We start from the raw sequence: 19,876 nt of genomic DNA on the forward strand, positions 1-19,876 counted from the left end.
GCAGCGGTTGTGCCGCTGTCGACGCCTGCCAAGATAGCGTTCAACGCTTGAAAAGGGAGGCGCGGGAGCCAGCATGAACACGCAATGGATGATGCAGGACGTTGAGCCGAACCCGGTTTCGGCACGTATCCACGCATGAACAGCCTTCGAGATTTGAACAGCGAAGCGGTGCTGCGGTTCGGCCCGTACGCTTTTTATCCGAGCCAACGGTTGATCCTGGACGGTGATCGGCCATTGCGCATGGGCGGGCGGGCGCTGGACATTCTTCAGGTTCTGGTCGAACGGGCGGGCACGGTGGTCAGCAAAGACCTGCTGATTGCCCGCGTCTGGCCAACCTCGGTGGTCGAGGAAATCAACCTGCGGGTGCACATTGCCGCCCTGCGTCGCGCCCTCGGCGATGGGCAGAACGGCCAACGCTACATCGTCAACGTGCCGCAGCAGGGCTACAGCTTTATTGCGTCAGTGCAGCGCATGCACGAGCGCACGCCGATATCGATCGACCGCCCTCAACACAACCTGCCGGCACGCCTGACGCCGGTCACAGGGCGAGACTCGGTGGTCGGCAGCCTCTCTCGCCAACTGCCGGTGCGCCGCTTCATGACGCTGGTCGGGCCGGCGGGCATCGGTAAAAGCACGGTGGCGTTGCGCGTGGCCGAGTTGCTGTTGCAGCACTATGGCGACGGCGTGTGGCGGGTTGATCTGGCACTGATCGATAACCCGGCGCAGCTCGACGAACATCTGCTGCGTGCCCTGGAACTGAACGGCGGCCTGGCGGCCCTGGCGCACTGGCACGCCTTGTTGGTGCTCGATAACGGCGAGCATGTGCTTGAGCGGTGCCGCACCCTGACAGAGGACTTGATGGCCTCGGCGCCCCGATTGTCGATCCTGGTGACCAGCCGCGAGCCGCTTCGGGCCCGTGGCGAAACCGTGTTGCGCTTACCGCCATTGAGCGTGCCGCCGATCTCGGTGCACGGCGTGACCGAAGCCATGAGTTATTCGGCGGTGCAGTTGTTTGTCAGTCGTGCCCGCGCTCGCCAGCAAGGCTTTGTCCTGCGTGAACAGGACATCAAGGCCGTGCGCGAAGTCTGCCGTCGCCTCGACGGTTTGCCACTGGCCATCGAACTGGCCGCCGCGCAGATCGACGCACTGGCACTGGTGGGCCTGCAAGCGCAACTCGACAACTGCTTTGAACTGCTGACCCTCGGCCGGCGCACCGCCGTGCCACGGCATCAGAGCCTCAAGGCGGCGCTGGACTGGAGTTACGAACGCCTGAACGTGCGCGAGCAGACGCTGTTACACCGGCTGGCAGTGTTCAAAATGGCCTTCACCCTGCAAGCCGCTGTCGACGTGATCCAGTGTGCCGTGCTGCGGCCGCCAGTCGTGGCCGGGTTGATGCAGCGGCTGGTGGACAAGTCGCTGCTGTCGATGGACACGGTCCACGGTCAGCCTCGCTACCGCCTGCTCAACACCACACGACGCTATGCGCTGGAGAAACTCGAACACAATGCTCAGACCTTGATGGCCGTCGAATAACCCCTTTCGGCAGCGCCTACGCAGGCGTACCGAGTTCATTCAGCAATTGCCGCACCTGTTTCAGGTCCGGCGTGGCATGGCCCTCGGTAAAGCGCGCATGGATCGGCGCCAGCAGCTCATAAGCTTGCCGGCGCCGCCCCTGACGCTGCCAAAGCCGCGCCAGCGACATTGCACTGCGCAACTCCCACATCAGCGCCCCCTGACTTTTCGCCACCTCCAACGCGTTCAACAGCGCCACCTCAATCCTGTGGGAGCGATGGTGCGACGATTCGACCTGGTTGCGCAGCGGCCCACCCAGACAGTCCACCTCTAGCGCCAGGTCTTCAATCTGCAAGCCCTCGGCCCGAACCCGCAAGATCTCCGCGGTACTCCAGCCCGCCGCCCCTGTCTCAGCCCGCTCGAGCAGGGCGTCATCCAGAAAACGGCCATCCAGCGTCACCATGATTTCACGCACCAGACCGCTTCCCGGCAGCGCCGGCAAAGTCGCTTGCGATTCATCAATCACCTGAGCGTAATGCCGCGCCCAGTCATGGAACAACAACACCGAATGCTTCTGCGCCTGCTCCAGCAACAGGCGCAAGAGTTCGCGAGCGGTCGGTTCGTCGCCGTTGTACTGGGCGATCACACACCCTGCCAGCGCCAGGGTGTAGCAGACGGACATCCCGTGGTTGATTTGCAATGCAATGTCCAGCGCCTGCCGCGCAGTACGCCAGGCTTGTTCCGGCTGCCCCTGCAACCAGAGGATGCGCGCCAGAATCGTCAGCGCGGCGACGCTCTGGTCGTATTGCACGCCAAAGCCGTGGGTGAAGCGATTGAGATGGCCGCTCTGCGCCATGCGCTGGATCACTTGCTCGGCATCGGCCCGCGCCCGGTCCTGATCGCCTGCAAAATGCAGCGCCAGTACCCGCAGGCGTTGGGCGCTGAGGGACAGGGCGCCCAGGTCGTCGGCATACAGCCCCAAACGATCGAAATGTCGGCTCTGCGTCAGCGCCATTTGATAGTTGCCGCAACTGAGATTGACCGCCATGTGCCCGGACACTGCCCGCAATTGACCGGCCACATCATCGTGTTGTACGGCCAGGAGACGGGCACTGACGAACGCCTCGACGGTTTCCTCGGTGCCGCCCTGAATGTGGTAACACGAACTGCCCAGGGCGAGTTTGAGGCTGATGCTCAAGTGAGGGCAGGGCTCGGCGCTGGTCGTGAGTAACGCCAGGGCTTTACGCAGGTAGCCGCCATGCTCCTTGAGCAGCGACAACGCTTGCCACAATGGTGTCGAGGCGGCCGTCAGGCGGATCGCCAAGTCGTCAGGCCCTGATCCGTTCAAGCCCCAGTCGAGGGCGGTACGGATGTCTTCCAGACTGCGGGCATACCGCTCGATCCACAGCCCCGTGGGCGTTTGCTCCCAGTCGTCGCGGGCTTGCTGCATCAATGCCAGGCAACGTTCGGCGTGGCGCTTGCGGGTGTCGGGCCATTCGGCGGCCAGTTCGAGTTTTTCCAGCGCAAAGTGGCGGGTGGTGTCGAGCAGGCGATAAAACACGGCTTCATCACCGACCTCCACGTTCAACAACGACTTGGCCACCAATTGTGTGATCGACGCAAACACCGCGCCGGGCTCAAGGTGCTGGCCGCCGATCACCGCGGCGGCTGATTCCAGGGTGAAGCTGGCCTGAAATATCCCCAATCGGCGCAGGCAGGTCTGCTCGCAACGGGTGAGCAGATTGAAGCTCCAGTCCAGCGTTGCGCGCAGCGTCTGATGGCGACTCAGCGCCGTGTGATCGCCCTGGCTCAACAAGCGAAAACTGCCGTGCAGTTGCGCCAGCAAGCCGCTCAGGCCCAGGCTGGCGACTTGCGCCGCCGCCAGCTCGATGGCCAACGGGATGCCGTCCAGGCGTCGGCAGATTTCAATCGCCACCGGCACATCGTCCTCGCTCAGCTCGAAACTGTCTTGGCAAGCCATGGCGCGTTCGACGAACAGCTGCAACGCCGCAAACTCCAGGGCACGGCTCGGCACGGCCAGGGGCGGCGGACAGTCGAGGGGGGCCAGGCGTTGCACGAATTCGCCCTCGGCCCGCAGGCTCTCGCGACTGGTGGCCAGGATGTGCACCAGTGGCGCGCCTCTCAGGATGCTCTCGCTCAGCAGCGCCACGGCATCCGGCAGGTGTTCGCAGTTGTCGATCACCAGCAGCATTCGCCGATCGCGCAAGTAGGTCGTGAGCGCGGATGTCGGTTCGCTGTCTGGCAAAACCAGGCCGAGCAGGGTGGCCAGGTGCCGGGTAATCAGCAGCGGATCGTTGACCGGTGCCAGGTCCAGAAAACGAATGCCGTCGCGGTAATGGCCGATCAACTGTTCGGCCACTCGCAGGGCGACAGTGGTCTTGCCGATACCGCCGGGACCGACCAGCGTGATGAAGCGCTGGCGCGGCAGTTGCGCCATGACGTTGTCCAGCAGAGGCTGGCGACCGATCAGGCGCGTATGGCGCACCGGCAGGTTATGCCGACCCGGTTCAACGAAGGCATTGGCGTCGCATTTCACAACAGGTTGCAGGGTAATCGGAGCGACAAAACTGTAGCCGCGCTGGGCCACCGTGACGATGTAGCGCTGGCCGGCCTGACCGTCGCCCAATGCCTTGCGCAGCGCCGCCATGTGCACGCGCAAGTTGATGTCTTCGACCACACTGGTGGGCCAGACCCGGGCGATCAACTGTTGCTTGCTGACCACGCTCCCGGCGTGCTCCAGCAGCATCAACAGAATATCCATGGCGCGCCGACTCAGGCGCAGGGGCTGCTCGCCCTCCAGCACCAGGCGTTGCCCGGGATGGATTAGGTAAGGGCCGACATGCATGGCCAGTTCGGGGAAAAGAGACAACGGTTTGCTCCTGCTGCGTGTCGATTGAGTCTTGAGCTGACGCGGACCCCTGTGGGAGCGAGCCTGCTCGCGAAGGCGGCATTCCATTCAGCATCATTGTTGCCTGACCCACCGCTATCGCGAGCAGGTTCGCTCCCACAGGGACTTGCGTTGTAACCCCTCTACCTCAGGTTTTTCGCGCATGTTCCCCAGCTTCTTCCAGCAACGCAATGATCGGGGTACATGCCCGTTCATCGGATGTCATGCGCCTCGGCCTCCAGCCATCCGCAACAGGTGCTGTATTTACTGGCTGCGGTGCCGATGCGCGGGATCTGAGGCAGTGCCCGGAATTAACAACGATTAACTCGTGCTGCCTGCGGTCTACGCCCAAAAATCCAGTCCTTCAAGACTCACCCTCGTCAAGGAGTATGCCCATGAGTACCTTCACCACCCGCGATGGCACCGAAATCTATTACAAGGACTGGGGCAGCGGTCAGCCCATCGTCTTCAGCCACGGCTGGCCATTGAACGCCGACAGCTGGGAATCGCAGATGTTCTTCCTGGCCTCCAAAGGTTACCGGGTGATCGCCCATGACCGCCGTGGTCACGGCCGCTCCAGTCAGCCGTGGTCGGGCAATGAAATGGACACCTATGCCGACGACCTCGCGCAACTGATCGAGCTGCTGGACCTCAAGGACGCCGTGCTGTTCGGCTTCTCCACCGGGGGTGGCGAAGTGGCGCGTTATATCGGCCGCCATGGCACCGGTCGCGTCGCCAAGGCCGGGCTGATTTCGTCGGTGCCGCCGCTGATGCTCAAGACCGAAGCCAACCCCGGCGGCCTGCCGATCGAAGTGTTCGACGGCATCCGCCAGGCCTCGTTGGCAGACCGTTCGCAACTGTACATCGACCTCGCCAGCGGGCCGTTTTTCGGCTTCAACAAACCGGGTGCAAAACCGTCACAGGGCATGATCGACTGGTTCTGGATGCAAGGCATGACCGCCGGCCACAAGAACGCCTACGACTGCATCAAGGCATTCTCGGAAACCGATTTCACCGAGGACCTGAAGAAGTTCGACGTGCCGACCCTGGTGATCCACGGCGATGCGGATCAGGTGGTGCCGATCGAGGCCGCGGGTATAGCCTCGGCGAAACTGGTGAAGGGCTCGACACTGAAAGTCTATCCAGGCGCGCCCCATGGCTTGACCGACACGCACAAGGATCAGCTCAACGAAGATCTGCTGGCGTTCCTCAAAGCCTGATCAGAAACACCCCCCCCTGTGGGAGCGAGCCTGCTCGCGAAGGCGCCGGCACATTCGGCATCGCTGTTGATTGACCCAACGCTTTCGCGAGCAAGTCGAATCGTCGCACCGCCGCACCCACAAGGGGGGGCTGTGTTCAGCCCGCTGAGAGGCTGTTGTTGAATGGAATCGCACGCACAACCCGACACCGCCACGCAAACGGGTTGATCCCCTCGCTGCGGGTGAAGATGTGGCAGAAATGCGCCTGATCGCAAAACCCGCATTCCAGGCTGATTTGCGTCAGGCTCAGGTCAGTGGTCTGAATCAGTTGCTTGGCGCGGGCGATGCGTTGCTGGCGGATCCAGTCTTGCGGCGAGAGCCCGGTGCTGCACTTGAACGCCCGGGAAAAATGGCTGCGCGACAGCGCGCAAGCCTGTGCCAGTTCGCTGACTTCAACCGTTCCACCGAGCCGTTCGAGAATCAGCTGCTTGACCAGATTTTCGCGCCACGGGGCCAGGCCACCGGTGGTTCTGCCGGGTGCCGGGGTGATTGCCGCGCGGGCGGTGTTTTGCCGAGAAGGGGCCATGGCAGATATCCGTGTCGGAGCTTCATTCTTGGTCGCGGCGATCTGGGCGGCGAGTTAAACGTTGTTAATTGCGTGGGTACGAACAGCCGATCAAGCACCTGAACTCAGCACATTGCTGCAATTTTTCAAGGGATGGGCACGGGCAGAATGGGTGTCATGTGGCGGCCCCGTTCAGGGCCGTTTTTCAGACTCGATAAAGGATGGCTGCATGCAAAAATCCCAGGCTGAACCCACAACGGAACCGTGCTGATGAACCGAAACGATCTGCGCCGCGTCGACATGAACCTGCTGGTGATTTTCGAGGCCTTGATGTTCGAAAAGAACCTGACCCGGGTCGCCGAAAAACTCTTCATGGGCCAACCGGCAGTGAGTGCCGCGTTGGGGCGTTTGCGTGATCTGTTCGACGATCCGTTGCTGCTGCGCAACGGTCGCGGCATGGAGCCGACGGCGCGGGCGCTGACGATTCTCAAGGAGCTGCAACCGGCGATGGACACCATCTGCGGGGCAGTCAGCCGGGCCAAGGAATTCGATCCGACCACCAGTTTCGACGTGTTTCGCATCGGCTTGTCGGATGACGCTGAATTCGGCCTGTTTCCGCCCCTGTTGAGCCAACTGCGCGAAGAGGCGCCGGGCATCATCGTGGTTGTGCGTCGCGCCAATTATTTATTGATGCCGGCGCTGCTGGCGTCCGGGGAAATCTCTGTCGGCGTCAGTTACACCACCGACCTGCCGGCCAACGCCAAGCGCAAGAAACTGCGCGACATCACCTGCAAGGTCCTGCGCGGCGACAAACGGCCCGGCGCCCTGACGCTGGACGAATACTGCGAACGGCCGCATGCAATGGTGTCGTTCTCCGGCGACTTGAGCGGCAACATCGACCTCGACCTGGCCAAGGTCGGACGCAGTCGCCGCGTAGTGCTGGGCGTGCCGCAATTCAGCGGGTTGCGAGCCTTGCTCGCCGGCACCGAGATGATCGCCACCGTGCCGGATTACGCGGCCTGTGCGCTGGTCGAAGGCTGCGACCTAAGGGCTGAAGACCCACCGTTTCCGATTGATGCCGCGCAACTGTCGATGGCCTGGAGCGGGGTGCACGACAACGACCCGGCGGAGCGCTGGCTGAGGTCACGGATCAGCGAATACATGTCCGTCCCGATCCCATGATTCCTGCCAGGACACAGTTCCCCTGTGGGAGCGAGCAGGCTCGCTCCCACACGGATTTTGCGGTGGGTTCGGGATCTCAGTCCCAGCAAAGTCAGCACGTACATCCAATTTTTCCCGACCTTGCCCCGGCACTATCGTTTCAAGTGCCGGCGAAGCCATGCGGGCGATTTTCATTTGTGCGGGTAGGGCCATGGACGCAACAAGATGGGATGAACGGGATCTGGGGCTGTTGTTCCTGCGGATCAGCGGCGGGCTGTTTCTGTTGTGGGTGCACGGTCTGCCAAAACTGCTTCACTACAGTGCGCAACTGCACGTCATCGAAGACCCGTTTCACCTGAGCCCGAGCCTGACCCTGATGCTGGCGATTTTCGCCGAGGTGCTGTGCCCGCTGCTGATCGTCGCCGGGCTGCTGGTGCGATTGGCCTGTTTGCCTATTCTGTTTGTGCTGCTGGTGGCGTTGCTGGTCGTGCACCCGCAATGGAGCCTTGAAGAGGGCCAGTTCGGCTGGCTGCTGTTGATCGTCTTCACCAGCATCTTCCTCGCCGGGCCGGGACGGCTGGCGCTCAATCACCGTTTCGCCGGAGTCTTGAGTCATGCCTGATACCCACCGTGTCGAGCCTGCAAAACCGGGTTTCGATGAAGTCGTGACACTGATCGTCAAACACCGGGTCAAGGCCGGTTTTGAAGTGCCGTATGAAGCCTGGCTGCGCAACATCGTCAGCGTGGCGGGGCAGCGCAATGGGCACTTGGGCGTGGACGTGGTCCGCGGCAAGAACGCCGGCCTCGACACCTACACCTGCGTGCTGCGTTTTTGTTCCACCGAGGCCATGCAGCAATGGCTCGATTCCCCGGTGCGCCAGGAACTGGTCGATAAAGCTGCGCCGATGCTGGCCGACGGCGACCAGACCGAAGTCAACCCGGTCAACGAGTTCTGGTTCTCGCCACTGGCCGATGCGGCCTCGCCGCCGCCACGCTGGAAGCAGGCGCTCATCACCTTGCTGGTGATTCTGCCGCACACCTTGCTGGTGCCGCTGCTCTGGGGGCCGTTGCTCAAGCTCAACGGCTTTTTGTCCAACTACGTGGTCGCCACGTTCCTGATCACCCTGACCATCGTGGTCTCGGTGGTGTACCTGTTCATGCCCCGAGCCACGCGCCTGTTTGCGCCGTGGCTGACCGCCGATACGGCTCATTCCACCCTGCGTGAGGAAACGCGATGAACGCCGATCTGATTCTGTTCAATGGCCAGTTTCACACTGTTGACCGCACCAAACCCCTCGCCAGCGCCGTGGCCATCAGTGACGGCCGGTTTGTCGTGGTCGGCTCCGATGCCCAGGCCATGGCCCTGCGCGGTGCCGGCACGCAGGTCGTCGACCTCAAGGGCCGCTGCGTCATCCCCGGCCTCAACGACTCGCACTTGCACCTGATCCGGGGCGGCCTGAACTACAACCTCGAACTGCGCTGGGAAGGCGTCCCGTCCCTGGCCGATGCCCTGCGCATGCTCAAGGATCAGGCCGACCGCACGCCGACACCGCAGTGGGTGCGCGTGGTCGGTGGCTGGAACGAATTCCAGTTCGCCGAAAAGCGCATGCCGACCATCGAAGAACTCAATCAGGCCGCGCCGGACACCCCGGTATTCGTGCTGCACCTGTACGACCGCGCCTTGCTCAACCGCGCGGCACTGCGAGTCGCCGGCTACACCCGCAACACGCCGAACCCGCCGGGCGGCGAGATTGTCCGTGATGCCAATGGCGACCCGACCGGCATGCTGGTGGCGCGCCCCAACGCGATGATTCTGTACTCGACCCTGGCCAAGGGACCGAAGCTGCCGCTGGAATATCAGGTCAACTCGACCCGCCAATTCATGCGCGAACTCAATCGTCTCGGCCTGACCAGCGCCATCGACGCCGGTGGCGGCTTCCAGAATTACCCGGACGATTATGCGGTGATCGAGCAGTTGGCCAAGGACCAGCAACTGACCGTGCGCATTGCCTACAACCTGTTCACCCAGAAGCCCAAGGAAGAACTCAGCGACTTCAAGAACTGGACCAGCAGCGTGACCCTGCACCAGGGCGACGACTACCTGCGCCACAACGGCGCCGGGGAAATGCTGGTGTTCTCGGCGGCGGATTTCGAGGACTTCCTCGAACCGCGTCCGGACCTGCCGCAAACCATGGAAGAGGAGCTGGAGCCGGTGGTGCGCCACCTGGTCGAGCAGCGCTGGCCGTTCCGTCTGCACGCTACCTACAACGAATCCATCAGCCGCATGCTCGACGTGTTCGAGAAGGTCAATCGCGACATTCCGTTCAACGGCTTGCCGTGGTTCTTCGACCATTGCGAAACCATTACCCCGCAGAACATCGAGCGAGTGAAGGCATTGGGTGGCGGTATCGCGATTCAGGACCGCATGGCGTTCCAGGGCGAGTACTTCGTCGAGCGCTACGGCGCCAAAGCCGCCGAAGCCACGCCGCCGATCAAACGCATGCTCGCCGAAGGGGTGCCGGTCGGCGCGGGCACCGACGCCACGCGCGTTTCCAGCTACAACCCGTGGACCTCGCTGTACTGGATGGTCAGCGGACGCACCGTCGGCGGTCTGGAATTGCACGCCGAAGGCCTGTCGCGCCAGACCGCGTTGGAACTGTTCACCCACGGCAGCGCCTGGTTCTCGTCCGAGCAGGGCAAGAAAGGCCAGATCAAGGTCGGGCAACTGGCCGACCTTGCGGCCCTGAGCGCGGACTTCTTTCATTGCGATGAAGAAGCCATCAAATGGATCGAATCGGTACTGACCGTGGTCGGCGGCAAGGTGGTGTACGCCGCCGGTGATTTCGAAAAACTCGGGCCCGCCAGCGTGCCGGTGCTGCCGGACTGGTCGCCGGTGGTGAAAGTCCCAGGCCACTGGCGCCCGACGTCGCCGATGCAGGCCCTGGTCCACCATTGCAGTGGACCGTGCGGGGTGCATTCCCACAGCCATGAGCGGGCGCGCCTGTCGAATGCGCCAGTCAGTGATTTCGCCGGTTTCTGGGGCGCCTTCGGCTGCTCGTGCTTTGCCTTCTGAGCAGCAAAAAATAAAGCGCCGGCCAACGAGCCGGCGCTATCAAAAAAACAACCACCCCCAAGGAGTTTCACATGAGCAATGTTCCCTACAAACGTCTGAACAAAGATGACGCCGTGGTGCTGCTGGTCGATCACCAGACCGGCCTGATCTCGCTGGTCCAGGATTTCTCGCCCAACGAATTCAAGAACAACGTGCTGGCGCTGGGCGACGTGGCCAAGTTTTTCAAACTGCCGACCATCCTCACCACCAGTTTCGAAAACGGCCCCAACGGCCCGATGGTGCCGGAGCTCAAAGAGCAGCTCCCGGACGCGCCGTACATCCCGCGCCCCGGCCAGATCAATGCCTGGGACAACGAAGACTTCGTCAAGGCGGTCAAGGCCACCGGGCGCAGACAACTGATCATCGCCGGTGTCGTGACCGATGTGTGTGTGACGTTCCCGACCCTGTCGGCGCTGGCCGAAGGCTTTGACGTGTTCGTGGTCACCGACGCCTCGGGCACCTTCAACGAAACCGTGCAACAAGCCGCCTGGGCACGCATGACGGCCGCCGGTGCACAACTGGTCAACTGGTTCTCGGTGGCGTGTGAGCTGCAGGGCGATTGGCGCAACGACATGGAAGGCCTGGCCAACCTGCTGTCGCCGCGTATTCCGAACTACCGCAATCTGATGAACAGCTATTCGGTACTGTCCTCCCGATAAGCCCCGCCTCAATCCTTGCTCGCGATGGCTGCTGCACATTCAACACCTCTGCTGACTGTCAGTCCGCTATCGCGAGCAAGCACGCTCCCACAGGGGCAACAATCAGCTGTCGAAAGCGCAGAAAAAAGCTATAAAGGGATCGACTGTCAACCAGGGCATGACAATGAACCCGTTCGAAGATATGCGTATTTTTTGCCAGGTCATGGACTCCGGCAGCTTCACCGCTGCCGCCGATCAACTGGGCCTGTCGAAGCAGTTCATCAGCCGTCGCCTGATGCAACTCGAAGAGCGCCTCGGTGTGCGTCTGCTCAATCGCTCCACCCGGCGCCTGGACGTCACGCCGCTGGGCCAAAGTTATTACGAATCGGCCCTGCGCCTGCTCAGCGAAGTGGAACAGGTGGAGCAGGGCATTGCCGGCCAGACCACCGAGCCCCGTGGCACCCTGCGCATCAGCGCGCCGCTGTCGTTTGCCCTGGCGCATCTGGGCTGCCTGCTGCCGGCGTTTTTGCAGCGCTACCGCGACGTCACCGTTGAGGTGGATCTGAGCGACCGGCCGGTTGATCTGCTCGGCGAGGGCTATGACCTGGCGCTGCGCATCGGCGTGCTGGAAGACTCGACCCTGATCGCCCGCCGCATCGCCTCCATCGAACGCGTGTACTGCGCCAGTCCAGCGTACCTGGCCGAACGCGGCACGCCACTCAAACCCGAGGACCTGCACAGCCATGACTGCCTGCCCTACGGTCACGGGCGGCAGGTGCAGTGGCGTTTCGAAGGGCCGGGCAAGCCGCTGACGATCAATGTCACCGGGCGTATGCGGGTCAACAACGGCGAGTTGCTCAAGGACGCGGCGATTGCCGGCATGGGCGTGACGTACTTGCCGACGTTCATCGTCGGTGCGGCGCTCAAGGATGGGTGGTTGTTGCCGGTGCTGGAAGATGTTCGGCCCAGGCCGCTGACGTTGTCGGCGGTGTATCCGCAGCATCGCCAGTCGTCACGACCGGTGCAGGCGTTGATCGAATTCCTGCGTGAGCGACTGGATCAGAGCAACTGATTACAACATCACAACAAAGCGCGGATGTGGTTTTCGCAGGCGCTGTTCTAGACGTTGTTTTGCTCGTCTGATATCAGCGCTTTGCGAGGCCTTGTCACCGCTGGGCGATAGCACGATGACCACTCCATTACGCTGGATGAAATAAATTCGATAGCCGGCACCGACGTCCACGCGCATTTGCGAAACGCCTCCACCCACGGGTTTGATATCCCCCAGATTGCCAGAGCCTGCGCGGTCGATATGACGGGCGATTGCAATCTTCGCCCGTATATCCCTCACTGAGGCATGCCATTTCACGAAAGTGCTGGTTTGCCGAACAAGACAGTTCATTGCTCAACTGTATCCAGGTGGATACGGATGAGTAGTCAGGCCACTCCCTTGATGTGTGTGGTTTCTTGCGTGGTTTGTGCAGGAAATATGATTTTGAGAAAAACGGGGGATGTTGGCTGGCAGGGATGCTTAAAGAGTCGAAGTATGGGTGCTCTGGCCGACGCCTTCGCGAGCAGGCTCGCTCCCACATGGGGCCGGTGTGAAGCACATTTTTGTGATCGACATTGAACCCCTGTGGGAGCGAGCTTGCTCGCGAAGGCGGCCTGTGTGGCGCGAAAATTTCGAGGCGGCACGGGATGTCGGTTATTCCTGCGCCGCAGTATCGCCGGGCAAGCCGCCCAGAAGCATGCCGTAAGACACCCGTGGCACGCCCGCCAGACGCTGTTCCAGCAACCGGCTCAGTGATTCGCCGGGGTGCAGATAGGCATCGCCGAAATCGGCGCCGAGCTGATTGGGGTGCGCGACGATTTCCAGCACACCGTCGGTGGGCGGCGGTGCGTCGCGCAGGTCCACCGGGGTGCAGACGTAGTCCGCGGTGGCACCGGCCAGTTGGTTCAAACGCCAGTTGAGTAAGCCCTTGAATACGCGTTTCGGCAGGCTCAGGTTGTGCCCCAGATTGCGCGCCAGGCGCACGGCCACGCCTTGTCGGGCAGCGAAGCGCGCGACGATCTCGCCGATGGGCCAGATGTTGTGCACATGCTGGTGAGAATCCAGATGACTGGGACGCACGCCATGGTCCAGGCAGCGTTGCCACTGCGCGTGCAGTTCGTCCATCACCGCCTCCCGGTCTGAGGCGCTGAGCCAGAGACGGTGACGGGGCAGGTCGAGATCGAACACGCCATTGCTGTCGCAGAAGGTCGGGCGCGTCAGAATGCCCTGGCTCAAGGGGCGCCCGTAGGTCAGGTTGAAGTGCAGGCCGATCCGGTCCTTGAGCAGCGGGTGCTGCGCCATCACACACGCGGCGTCAAACGCCGGCATGTTGGCCATGGCCGTGGCGCAACTGATGACCCCGGCCTGAAAGGCATTGAAGATCACGGCGTTCTCGTTGTTGCTGAGGCCGAAATCGTCAGCGTTGACTATGACTTGGCGAGGCATGTTCGCCCTCCATGGTTTTTTCGACAGGCGCGGCGGCCTTGGGCGCGGGCGCATCAAGCGGTCGTTTGCTGCGCCAGCGTTGCACGGTTGGTTTGATTCGGTGCCAGAGGCGCAACGCCAGTCCCAATACCAGGCCGCCGGGCCGCCAGGAATAGAAACTCCAGCGCCAGTGCTCCAGTTGCCCGGTCATGCGCTCGTGGAGTTGATGGCTGGAGTTTTCCAGGCTGACCCGCGAGGCATCGATCCAGCGCCAGTTGTCGTCCAGGCCCCAGCGAATCCATTCTTCAAGCAGTACCCGACCGCTGCCCAGATCGGCGTATTGCGGCAGGAATGCCAGGTTGTAATCGTACAGCCGACCCTGTTCCAGCAAGCCGAGGCGGTAACTGATGCAGCGCCCGTTCAGCTCCAGTATCACCAGCCGCACCAGCCCTTGGGCGGCGAGGCCGGTAAAGGCGCGATCCATCCACAGTCGATGTTGCTCGCCGGTGAAAATCCCCACGCCTTCATCACCTTTCCAACTCACCGCTTCCACTTCACTGATGGCTTGTAACCAGGCCGGCATGCTCGTCGCATCGGGGGTGATGCGCCGTACTTCGGCGCCGCAGGCGGCGATGCGTTTGCGCGCCCGGCGCAGTTTGTAGCGCGGGTCGCCAGACACTTCCTGGCGGTCGGCGTCGCTGATCAGGTGCACCGGCACTTTGCAGCTCAGGCGGCGTTCGGCGGTCGAGCTGCGGCCCATCCATTCGGTCAGGGCGCTTTCTTCACCGGTGGGTTCGGACAATTCGTTGAGTTGCAGCAGCGCGTGGGGCAGGTGTCGACGGATGCCCTTCAGCGCCCGGCGCGTGTCCTCGGCGTCGAGGCAAGACAGCAAGGCCAGACGATCGGCCATCGGATAGCCCAGGTGATGCAACACCCGAAACGGCACCCCGCCAAAACGCTGCCTGCCTGCCACCAGTGGCAGGCACAGCATCAGTTCAGCGCCAGACCAGGCAAGCAGAATGTGCAAGCGCTGGCCATCGATCAGTGCCTGTTCCGAGGCGCACAGCCAGGCCAGGCTGTTGAACGGCGTGTGGTCCGTCACCCGCAGGCGCAAGGCCTCGAAGGCCTGCGCCGGAAAGTCCGGGGCGCACAACGAGGTGCGCCATTCGAATCGCGCCGCCATCGACTCAGGTCGCCTGTGCGGTGACAGGTGGCCGAGACGGTTTGCGCAGCGCATCCAGACGTGAGCCGGTGTAGCGGGTTTCACGGTAGAAGCGCCAGCGGCCGAACAGGCCATAGACGTTCATGATCCGCCCTTGCTCGGTGTAGCCCATGCGCAGGTGCAGCTTGAGCGCCGGGATGTTGTGGAACTCGCAGACGTCCACCACCTTGTCGCAGCCCTGGGCCTGCATGGCTTTCCACAGCTCCAGTTGCAGGTCCACCGACAGCGTGGTGCCCCAGTAGGCGCGCGTCAGTTCGCCGCCGAACTCGAAAAACTCGCCGGGTTTTACCGGGAACCAGCAGCCGTAGTAGTGCTTGTCGAAGTAGTTGCGGTTGGCGCCCCAGATGAACGCCACGGCATCGCCCTGATCGTCCAGGTGCATGTGCCCGGTGTAGCCTTCGCGGGCGAGTTCGGCCATGGTCTCCACACGGTCGCCGAAGTAGCGGGCGAAGGCCTTGGTGTTGTGCGGCGTGATGGTCTCCAGGCGCAATGGCGGATATGGCTTGAGCGAATGCGGCGGCACCGGGCTGACCAGGTCACGCTCCATCCACAACAGTTCCCAGTGATAAAACACGTAATGGCGCCACAGCGTCTTGACGGTGGCGCGCAAGCCTTTTTGTTTGATGCGATCGCGTAATTTCTGCAAGGCACTCATTGGATCGTCTCCTGAGTTCTGGCTGGGTGAAAACACTGCGTTGGCGGGGTCAGCCCCAATGCCAGTGAGTTAAGCGCAATCCCTTGTGGGAGCGGGCTTGCTCGCGAAGGGGCCATCACCTGCGACATCAGTGTTGACTGAGCCACCGCATTCGCGAGCAAGCCCGCTCCCACAGGTGATTCGTCGATGGTTCGGTATTCGGGTTCATGACGCACTCCAGCTCAATGCAAACAAGGTTTGCCCCGGCAGCTCGAAGCTGACGCGTCCGTTGCGGCAATCGAAGGGCGCGTCGCGGCTGCGGTTGTCGGCGCCGAAATAACGCAAGGCGCCTTTGCTCAACGGGCAGCCCGCGCCAGCCAGATCGACACGTTGCAAACGCGTGCCCTTGTTCACTCCCAGCAGGCTGCGCTGGTGATCGGTGGCCATCGCCAGGGCGTCGACTTCGAAGGCGTCGTTGTCCAGTTTCAGCACGCTGCCCAACCAATGCCCGGCGATGAATTGCTGCGCCAGGCCCACCGGCTTGAGTTCAAAGCGGTCATTGCCCAGCACCCGCAACATGCCTTTGGGGTAGTCCGGCTCATCGGCGGCCTGGAACCAGTTGAGCATGCTCAGCAAACCGTCCTGCGCCGAATTGATTACCACCGACGCCCACCACAACGAAGCGTAGTGGGTTTCCTGATCGTAGGGGCTCAGGCTGCTGCCACTGGACAGATTGGTCTGGTCGAGCAGCAAGGCCTTGCGCGGCTGGCCCTTGGCATCGAGGCCTACCAGTTCGGCGGCGCGGCGCACGCTGTCGCGGTAGACCCGGGTCGCCAGCAGGTCGCGGATCATCCATTCGTGCCAGGCCAGGGCATCGACCAGTTCGCCGGATTCGGCCAGCAGGCGCCGCGCCCACTCGATGCCGCGCTTGTCGGCGGCGTTGTCGGCGAACGGACCGTTGACCAGCCGCGAACTGGCGGGCATGGCAATACGGATTCCCGCCCTGGCATTGGCCGGATCACTGCGCACTTGCCGGGCCATGCTGTTGAAGATCGCCTGATAGTTGGCGTAGCTCGGGTAGTTGAGGTTCGGCTCGTCGGCGAACCCGATGTAGTGGGTGCCGTTGCCGCCCAGCGCCCGGGTGCTGGCGAGCCAGGCGTCGAGGCCGCTGTTGCTGATCGTGTCGGCGCGCAGGTCGGCCTGGCGCTGGCTGCCGGCGAGCAGCGTGATGTCTTGGCGGATGCCGAAACGGTCCTGATAAACCTGGCGGAACGCGTCTTCGAAATGGCGGTTCTTCGCCGTAATGTCGACGAAGCTGTAGTAACTGCCCGCCTGCGGTTTCAGCGCATCGAGCACGGCATAACTGGCGGGCGGCGGCAGGGTATAGGGCAGGGCGATGCCGAGCTTGGGTGTGGGGCCGAGCACGTCTTGGTAAAGCGTCAGCCGGGTCCGGCCATCGTCCTGACGCAATGGTTTGAGCTGCTGCGGATTCTGCGCGAACAGGTTGGCGGTGCCGTCGAGCCAGAACGCGACTTTGCCGCTGCCTTGCAGGCGCAGGCGCCAGACTTGTTCCGACGTGGCCACGGGCAGTTCAACCTGATCAAACTGCCAGTAGGCGCGATACGGTTTCAGCGCCAGGGACAGGCTTTTACCGTCGCTCATTCGTTGCGCTTGCAGGGCGCCGACGCCGCCGTGGAACTTGCCGGCCAGCACCGCGTGCTCGCCCGGCGCGACCTTGAAAAACAACTCGTCGCCGTCACGGGTTTCGGCACTGAAATGCACCTTGGCCGGGGCGAACAGCGCCACCGTGCGTTCGTCGTGTTCGACCTTGTAGCGACGGAAACTGTAGCCCGGAATATCCAGCTGATAACTGGCCGCGCCGGGAGCCAGCGGCCAGCTCTGCGTGCCACGACTTTCACTGGCGGTGATCAGGCGGTCGCCCTGAAGTTTGCCCTGGCCGTCGAGCAGGTAGATATGTTCTTCATTGGCATCGGCCTGCCACGCCGCAGTCCAGCGAATCGTCAGCGTATCGGGCCGATCCGCTTGCAGGTACAGGCTGCCGTCGCGGATATCGGCCCAGCGCATGGGCGCGCCGTGGGCACCGAGGGTCAGGCCCAGGCTCAACAGCAGCACGACGCGTTTCATGCCGACTTCCGTTGCAGCATGTGCAGCATCGGCACGACATCGCCGGGCAGGATGATCAGGGTTTGCCAGACCGATACACCACTCAGGCGGCAATACAGCACCAGCAGCGCGAGGGTCACCGCCAGATAAGCGATGGACGAAGCCGCGGCCGCGCCGACGATGCCATAGTGGGGAATCAGTAAAACGTTCAGGGCCAGGTTGAGCAGGGCACCAAGGCCCATCAACAGCGAGATGCTGCCGGGGCGGTTCTTGCCCAGCAGGTCCAGGCGCAAAATGGAGGCGTAGCACAGGCCCAGCAGCCCCGGCAGCAGGGCCAGCAACGCCGGGTATGCCGGTTGGTAGGCAATGCCGAACAGGGTGATGATCAACCATTCACCGATCACCGCCATCACCAGGCAGGCGCCGAGCATCACCGTGCCCGTCAGGCGCAAGGCCAGGGGCGTCACCTGGTCGATGCCTTCTTCCTGTTGCAACAGGCGCTTCATCAGCGGCGTGGTCACCGCTTCGGGGACGATCAGCAGCAACTCGGCGGCGGTGCTGGCCATGGCGTAATGACCCAGCGCGGTGCTGCCGAGCAGGGCGCCGATAAACAGATAATCGGAACGCAGAATCACTTGCTGAAACAGCAGGTCGGGATGGCTGCGTGCGCTGTAGCGCAGCAGCTCGTTCTGACTGGCGCGGTCCCATTGCAGGCGCAGCGGCTGATCACGCTTGAGCCACACCCAGCCGGCCACCACCACCAGGCTGATGCCCGCCAGCCAACTGATCAGCGCCGCTTCCAGGGCGGCGGTTTTCCACATCCAGAACAACGCGAGAAACAGCAACAGCGGTGTCAGGGATTCCACCAGCCGCAAGGCGTTGAACGCCACCACGCCACCGGACGCGTTGTGCAAGGTCAGCAAACCACTTTTGAGTACCGTCAGCGGCACTGCCAGCAGCAACAACCAGGCCAGCAGGCCCAGTTGGAGGGTGATGTCCAGCTCGTCGCCAAACGCCCGGGTCAAGGCTACTACCAGCAAGGTCAGCAGCGCCGCGAGCAGGCAACCGAACACCAGCACTTGACTCAACAGCAAGCCCATCGGCCGTTGCTTGGCGGCCTGATAACCCACCGCCGAATTCAGCCCGCCGCTGGTGGCCGCGCTGATCAGGTCAGGCAATGTGCTGAGCAGGGCAAACAGGCCCCGCTCGCTGGGCCCGAGAATCCGTGCCAGCAACACGTTGCGCAGCAAGCGCAAAGCGATCATCGCCAGCTTGGTGCCCATGCTCAGGGCCAGGTGTTTGAGGTAGTGGCTGCGACTCATGGTTGACCGCCGCGAAAGATGCGCCAGGACAGCAACTCGGGGTTGCGTGCAGTGCGTTGGCTGACACCGAAACGCGGCAGGGCCAGCGGGTCGCTGTTGCCGCGATAAATGCCGGTGCCGGTGCCCAGCGCGAACGGAAAATCGTGGGCGGCCACCTGTCGCCGGACGCGCGCATCATGGTCGCCATTGGGGTAGCAGTAGACCGGCAGTGGCCGGTTGCAGCCGTTGAGCAGCGCGTCGCGGCTGCGGCTCAGTTCTTCGTCCAGGCGTTGATCGTCCAGGCTGGTGAGGATCGCGTGACTGGCACCGTGAGGGCCGAAACGCACCAGCCCGGACGACTCCAGCGCGCGTACCTGTTGCCAGTCCAGTGCCTGGGGCATCGACTCTTGCGGGCATTCATCGGTCAGCCGGCTAAGCTCCCGCGCATCCAGGCTTTTCAGGCTTTGCAGGTAATGCAGCAGCGTCACGCTGCGCCGGTTCTCATCCAGATCGTCCATCAGTACCGGCACCGGGTGACCGCGCTTGTACAGGCATTCGATCAGGTGCCGCCGGGCCTGCTCGCCATGGCTTTCCCACAGGGTTTCACCCAGGCTTTCCCACCAGAAGCGCTGGCGGCTGCCAATGAAATCGGTGGAGAGAAAAATACTCGCCGGTACCTGGTGTTTCTGGAGCAGCGCGAAGGCGTTCACGGCGTTGTCGCGCCAGCCGTCGTCGAACGTCAGCGCCACTTTCGGGCGGTCCGAGCGCAACGTACCAGGTTGCAGAATGTCCATCAGCGGCACGCAGTCGAAGTGTCTGCGCAACCAGATCAGCAAGTGTTCGAAGGCCTTGGGTCCGACGCACAACTCGTTGCGGTGCGGCAGGTTGGCCGTGTGGTCGCTGGCGAGCACCCGGTGCAGCATCAGGATCACCCCGGCGCCCTGCAACTGGCTGCGCCCGACCGCCGAGTTCAGGTAGAGCCATCCGCTGGTGCGTTTGATCAGTTGCTTGATGACCATGGCGC

At 62.8% G+C, this 19,876-nt stretch carries 17 protein-coding genes; 8 read left to right on the plus strand and 9 right to left on the minus strand.

Annotation, left to right across the window (positions count from 1 at the left end):
* Nucleotides 1-135 precede the first annotated feature (135 nt).
* Nucleotides 136-1,533, plus strand: a complete 1,398-nt coding sequence (locus tag POF45_RS27050) for an ATP-binding protein (protein WP_282317159.1) — start codon at nucleotides 136-138, stop codon at nucleotides 1,531-1,533.
* A 16-nt stretch (nucleotides 1,534-1,549) separates the two neighbouring features.
* Here POF45_RS27050 and POF45_RS27055 read toward each other — a convergent pair whose 3' ends face one another.
* Nucleotides 1,550-4,402 carry an ATP-binding protein gene (locus tag POF45_RS27055; protein ID WP_282317160.1) on the minus strand — a complete coding sequence of 951 codons (2,853 nt, stop codon included), beginning with the start codon at nucleotides 4,400-4,402 and terminating at the stop codon, nucleotides 1,550-1,552.
* 413 nt (nucleotides 4,403-4,815) lie between these two features.
* Between POF45_RS27055 and POF45_RS27060 the strand changes: the two genes are divergently transcribed.
* On the plus strand, nucleotides 4,816-5,640 hold the full coding sequence (locus POF45_RS27060) for an alpha/beta fold hydrolase (protein ID WP_259501917.1): 825 nt from the start codon (nucleotides 4,816-4,818) through the stop codon (nucleotides 5,638-5,640).
* A 136-nt stretch (nucleotides 5,641-5,776) separates the two neighbouring features.
* Here POF45_RS27060 and POF45_RS27065 read toward each other — a convergent pair whose 3' ends face one another.
* Nucleotides 5,777-6,205 (minus strand): helix-turn-helix domain-containing protein, encoded by a 429-nt coding sequence (locus POF45_RS27065; protein ID WP_259501919.1) that lies wholly within the window; start codon nucleotides 6,203-6,205, stop codon nucleotides 5,777-5,779.
* A 249-nt stretch (nucleotides 6,206-6,454) separates the two neighbouring features.
* Here POF45_RS27065 and POF45_RS27070 point away from each other — a divergent pair, with 249 nt between their 5' ends.
* The 6 genes from POF45_RS27070 to POF45_RS27095 all read left to right on the plus strand — a co-directional run bounded on the left by POF45_RS27070 (nucleotide 6,455) and on the right by POF45_RS27095 (nucleotide 12,167).
* Nucleotides 6,455-7,366, plus strand: a complete 912-nt coding sequence (locus POF45_RS27070) for a LysR family transcriptional regulator (RefSeq protein WP_282317161.1) — start codon at nucleotides 6,455-6,457, stop codon at nucleotides 7,364-7,366.
* 190 nt (nucleotides 7,367-7,556) lie between these two features.
* A complete protein-coding gene (locus POF45_RS27075; RefSeq protein ID WP_282317162.1) occupies nucleotides 7,557-7,967 on the plus strand; it encodes a DoxX family protein in 411 nt (136 codons plus the stop codon).
* On the plus strand, nucleotides 7,960-8,583 hold the full coding sequence (locus POF45_RS27080; RefSeq protein ID WP_259501924.1) for an antibiotic biosynthesis monooxygenase: 624 nt from the start codon (nucleotides 7,960-7,962) through the stop codon (nucleotides 8,581-8,583). Before POF45_RS27075 ends, POF45_RS27080 begins: the two co-directional genes overlap by 8 nt.
* Nucleotides 8,580-10,418 (plus strand): amidohydrolase, encoded by a 1,839-nt coding sequence (locus POF45_RS27085; protein ID WP_282317163.1) that lies wholly within the window; start codon nucleotides 8,580-8,582, stop codon nucleotides 10,416-10,418. Before POF45_RS27080 ends, POF45_RS27085 begins: the two co-directional genes overlap by 4 nt.
* A 71-nt stretch (nucleotides 10,419-10,489) precedes the next feature.
* Nucleotides 10,490-11,116: an isochorismate family cysteine hydrolase YcaC gene (gene ycaC / locus POF45_RS27090; protein ID WP_282317164.1), complete on the plus strand. Its 627-nt coding sequence runs from the start codon at nucleotides 10,490-10,492 to the stop codon at nucleotides 11,114-11,116.
* A 163-nt stretch (nucleotides 11,117-11,279) separates the two neighbouring features.
* Nucleotides 11,280-12,167 carry a LysR family transcriptional regulator gene (locus POF45_RS27095; protein WP_282317165.1) on the plus strand — a complete coding sequence of 296 codons (888 nt, stop codon included), beginning with the start codon at nucleotides 11,280-11,282 and terminating at the stop codon, nucleotides 12,165-12,167.
* On the opposite strand, the gene POF45_RS27100 is transcribed toward POF45_RS27095, so the two are convergent.
* The 7 genes from POF45_RS27100 to POF45_RS27130 all read right to left on the minus strand — a co-directional run bounded on the left by POF45_RS27100 (nucleotide 12,168) and on the right by POF45_RS27130 (nucleotide 19,871).
* Complete coding sequence (locus POF45_RS27100) at nucleotides 12,168-12,497, minus strand: type II toxin-antitoxin system RelE/ParE family toxin (protein ID WP_282317166.1); 330 nt, start codon at nucleotides 12,495-12,497, stop codon at nucleotides 12,168-12,170. It lies immediately after the preceding gene.
* A gap of 303 nt (nucleotides 12,498-12,800) precedes the next feature.
* Nucleotides 12,801-13,592, minus strand: a complete 792-nt coding sequence (locus POF45_RS27105) for a ChbG/HpnK family deacetylase (protein WP_259501929.1) — start codon at nucleotides 13,590-13,592, stop codon at nucleotides 12,801-12,803.
* The gene (locus POF45_RS27110; protein WP_259501930.1) at nucleotides 13,564-14,754 is read right to left on the minus strand and encodes a GNAT family N-acetyltransferase; all 1,191 of its coding nucleotides are present in this window, start codon (nucleotides 14,752-14,754) and stop codon (nucleotides 13,564-13,566) included. The genes POF45_RS27105 and POF45_RS27110 overlap by 29 nt, the downstream gene beginning before the upstream one ends.
* Nucleotides 14,755-14,758: 4 nt before the next feature.
* On the minus strand, nucleotides 14,759-15,448 hold the full coding sequence (locus tag POF45_RS27115) for a GNAT family protein (protein ID WP_259501931.1): 690 nt from the start codon (nucleotides 15,446-15,448) through the stop codon (nucleotides 14,759-14,761).
* Between the two features lie 204 nt (nucleotides 15,449-15,652).
* Nucleotides 15,653-17,572 (minus strand): hypothetical protein, encoded by a 1,920-nt coding sequence (locus POF45_RS27120; protein WP_282317167.1) that lies wholly within the window; start codon nucleotides 17,570-17,572, stop codon nucleotides 15,653-15,655.
* Nucleotides 17,569-18,873 (minus strand): lipopolysaccharide biosynthesis protein, encoded by a 1,305-nt coding sequence (locus tag POF45_RS27125; protein ID WP_282317168.1) that lies wholly within the window; start codon nucleotides 18,871-18,873, stop codon nucleotides 17,569-17,571. The genes POF45_RS27120 and POF45_RS27125 overlap by 4 nt, the downstream gene beginning before the upstream one ends.
* Entirely contained in the window at nucleotides 18,870-19,871 is a 1,002-nt protein-coding gene (locus tag POF45_RS27130) for a polysaccharide deacetylase family protein (RefSeq protein ID WP_282317169.1), read from the minus strand. Before POF45_RS27130 ends, POF45_RS27125 begins: the two co-directional genes overlap by 4 nt.
* Nucleotides 19,872-19,876: the final 5 nt, after the last annotated feature.

Source organism: Pseudomonas fungipugnans, from assembly GCF_029955235.1.
GTDB classification, from domain to species: domain Bacteria; phylum Pseudomonadota; class Gammaproteobacteria; order Pseudomonadales; family Pseudomonadaceae; genus Aquipseudomonas; species Aquipseudomonas fungipugnans.

Bases quoted from the DNA above. Each gene is read 5' to 3' on its own strand.
- POF45_RS27050 (WP_282317159.1), top strand. From the start codon at position 136: ATGAACAGCCTTCGAGATTTGAACAGCGAAGCGGTGCTGCGGTTCGGC.
- POF45_RS27060 (WP_259501917.1), top strand. From the start codon at position 4,816: ATGAGTACCTTCACCACCCGCGATGGCACCGAAATCTATTACAAGGAC.
- POF45_RS27065 (WP_259501919.1), bottom strand. From the start codon at position 6,205: ATGGCCCCTTCTCGGCAAAACACCGCCCGCGCGGCAATCACCCCGGCA.
- POF45_RS27070 (WP_282317161.1), top strand. From the start codon at position 6,455: ATGAACCGAAACGATCTGCGCCGCGTCGACATGAACCTGCTGGTGATT.
- POF45_RS27075 (WP_282317162.1), top strand. From the start codon at position 7,557: ATGGACGCAACAAGATGGGATGAACGGGATCTGGGGCTGTTGTTCCTG.
- POF45_RS27080 (WP_259501924.1), top strand. From the start codon at position 7,960: ATGCCTGATACCCACCGTGTCGAGCCTGCAAAACCGGGTTTCGATGAA.
- POF45_RS27085 (WP_282317163.1), top strand. From the start codon at position 8,580: ATGAACGCCGATCTGATTCTGTTCAATGGCCAGTTTCACACTGTTGAC.
- ycaC (WP_282317164.1), top strand. From the start codon at position 10,490: ATGAGCAATGTTCCCTACAAACGTCTGAACAAAGATGACGCCGTGGTG.
- POF45_RS27095 (WP_282317165.1), top strand. From the start codon at position 11,280: ATGAACCCGTTCGAAGATATGCGTATTTTTTGCCAGGTCATGGACTCC.
- POF45_RS27100 (WP_282317166.1), bottom strand. From the start codon at position 12,497: ATGAACTGTCTTGTTCGGCAAACCAGCACTTTCGTGAAATGGCATGCC.
- POF45_RS27105 (WP_259501929.1), bottom strand. From the start codon at position 13,592: ATGCCTCGCCAAGTCATAGTCAACGCTGACGATTTCGGCCTCAGCAAC.
- POF45_RS27110 (WP_259501930.1), bottom strand. From the start codon at position 14,754: ATGGCGGCGCGATTCGAATGGCGCACCTCGTTGTGCGCCCCGGACTTT.
- POF45_RS27115 (WP_259501931.1), bottom strand. From the start codon at position 15,448: ATGAGTGCCTTGCAGAAATTACGCGATCGCATCAAACAAAAAGGCTTG.
- POF45_RS27120 (WP_282317167.1), bottom strand. From the start codon at position 17,572: ATGAAACGCGTCGTGCTGCTGTTGAGCCTGGGCCTGACCCTCGGTGCC.
- POF45_RS27125 (WP_282317168.1), bottom strand. From the start codon at position 18,873: ATGAGTCGCAGCCACTACCTCAAACACCTGGCCCTGAGCATGGGCACC.
- POF45_RS27130 (WP_282317169.1), bottom strand. From the start codon at position 19,871: ATGGTCATCAAGCAACTGATCAAACGCACCAGCGGATGGCTCTACCTG.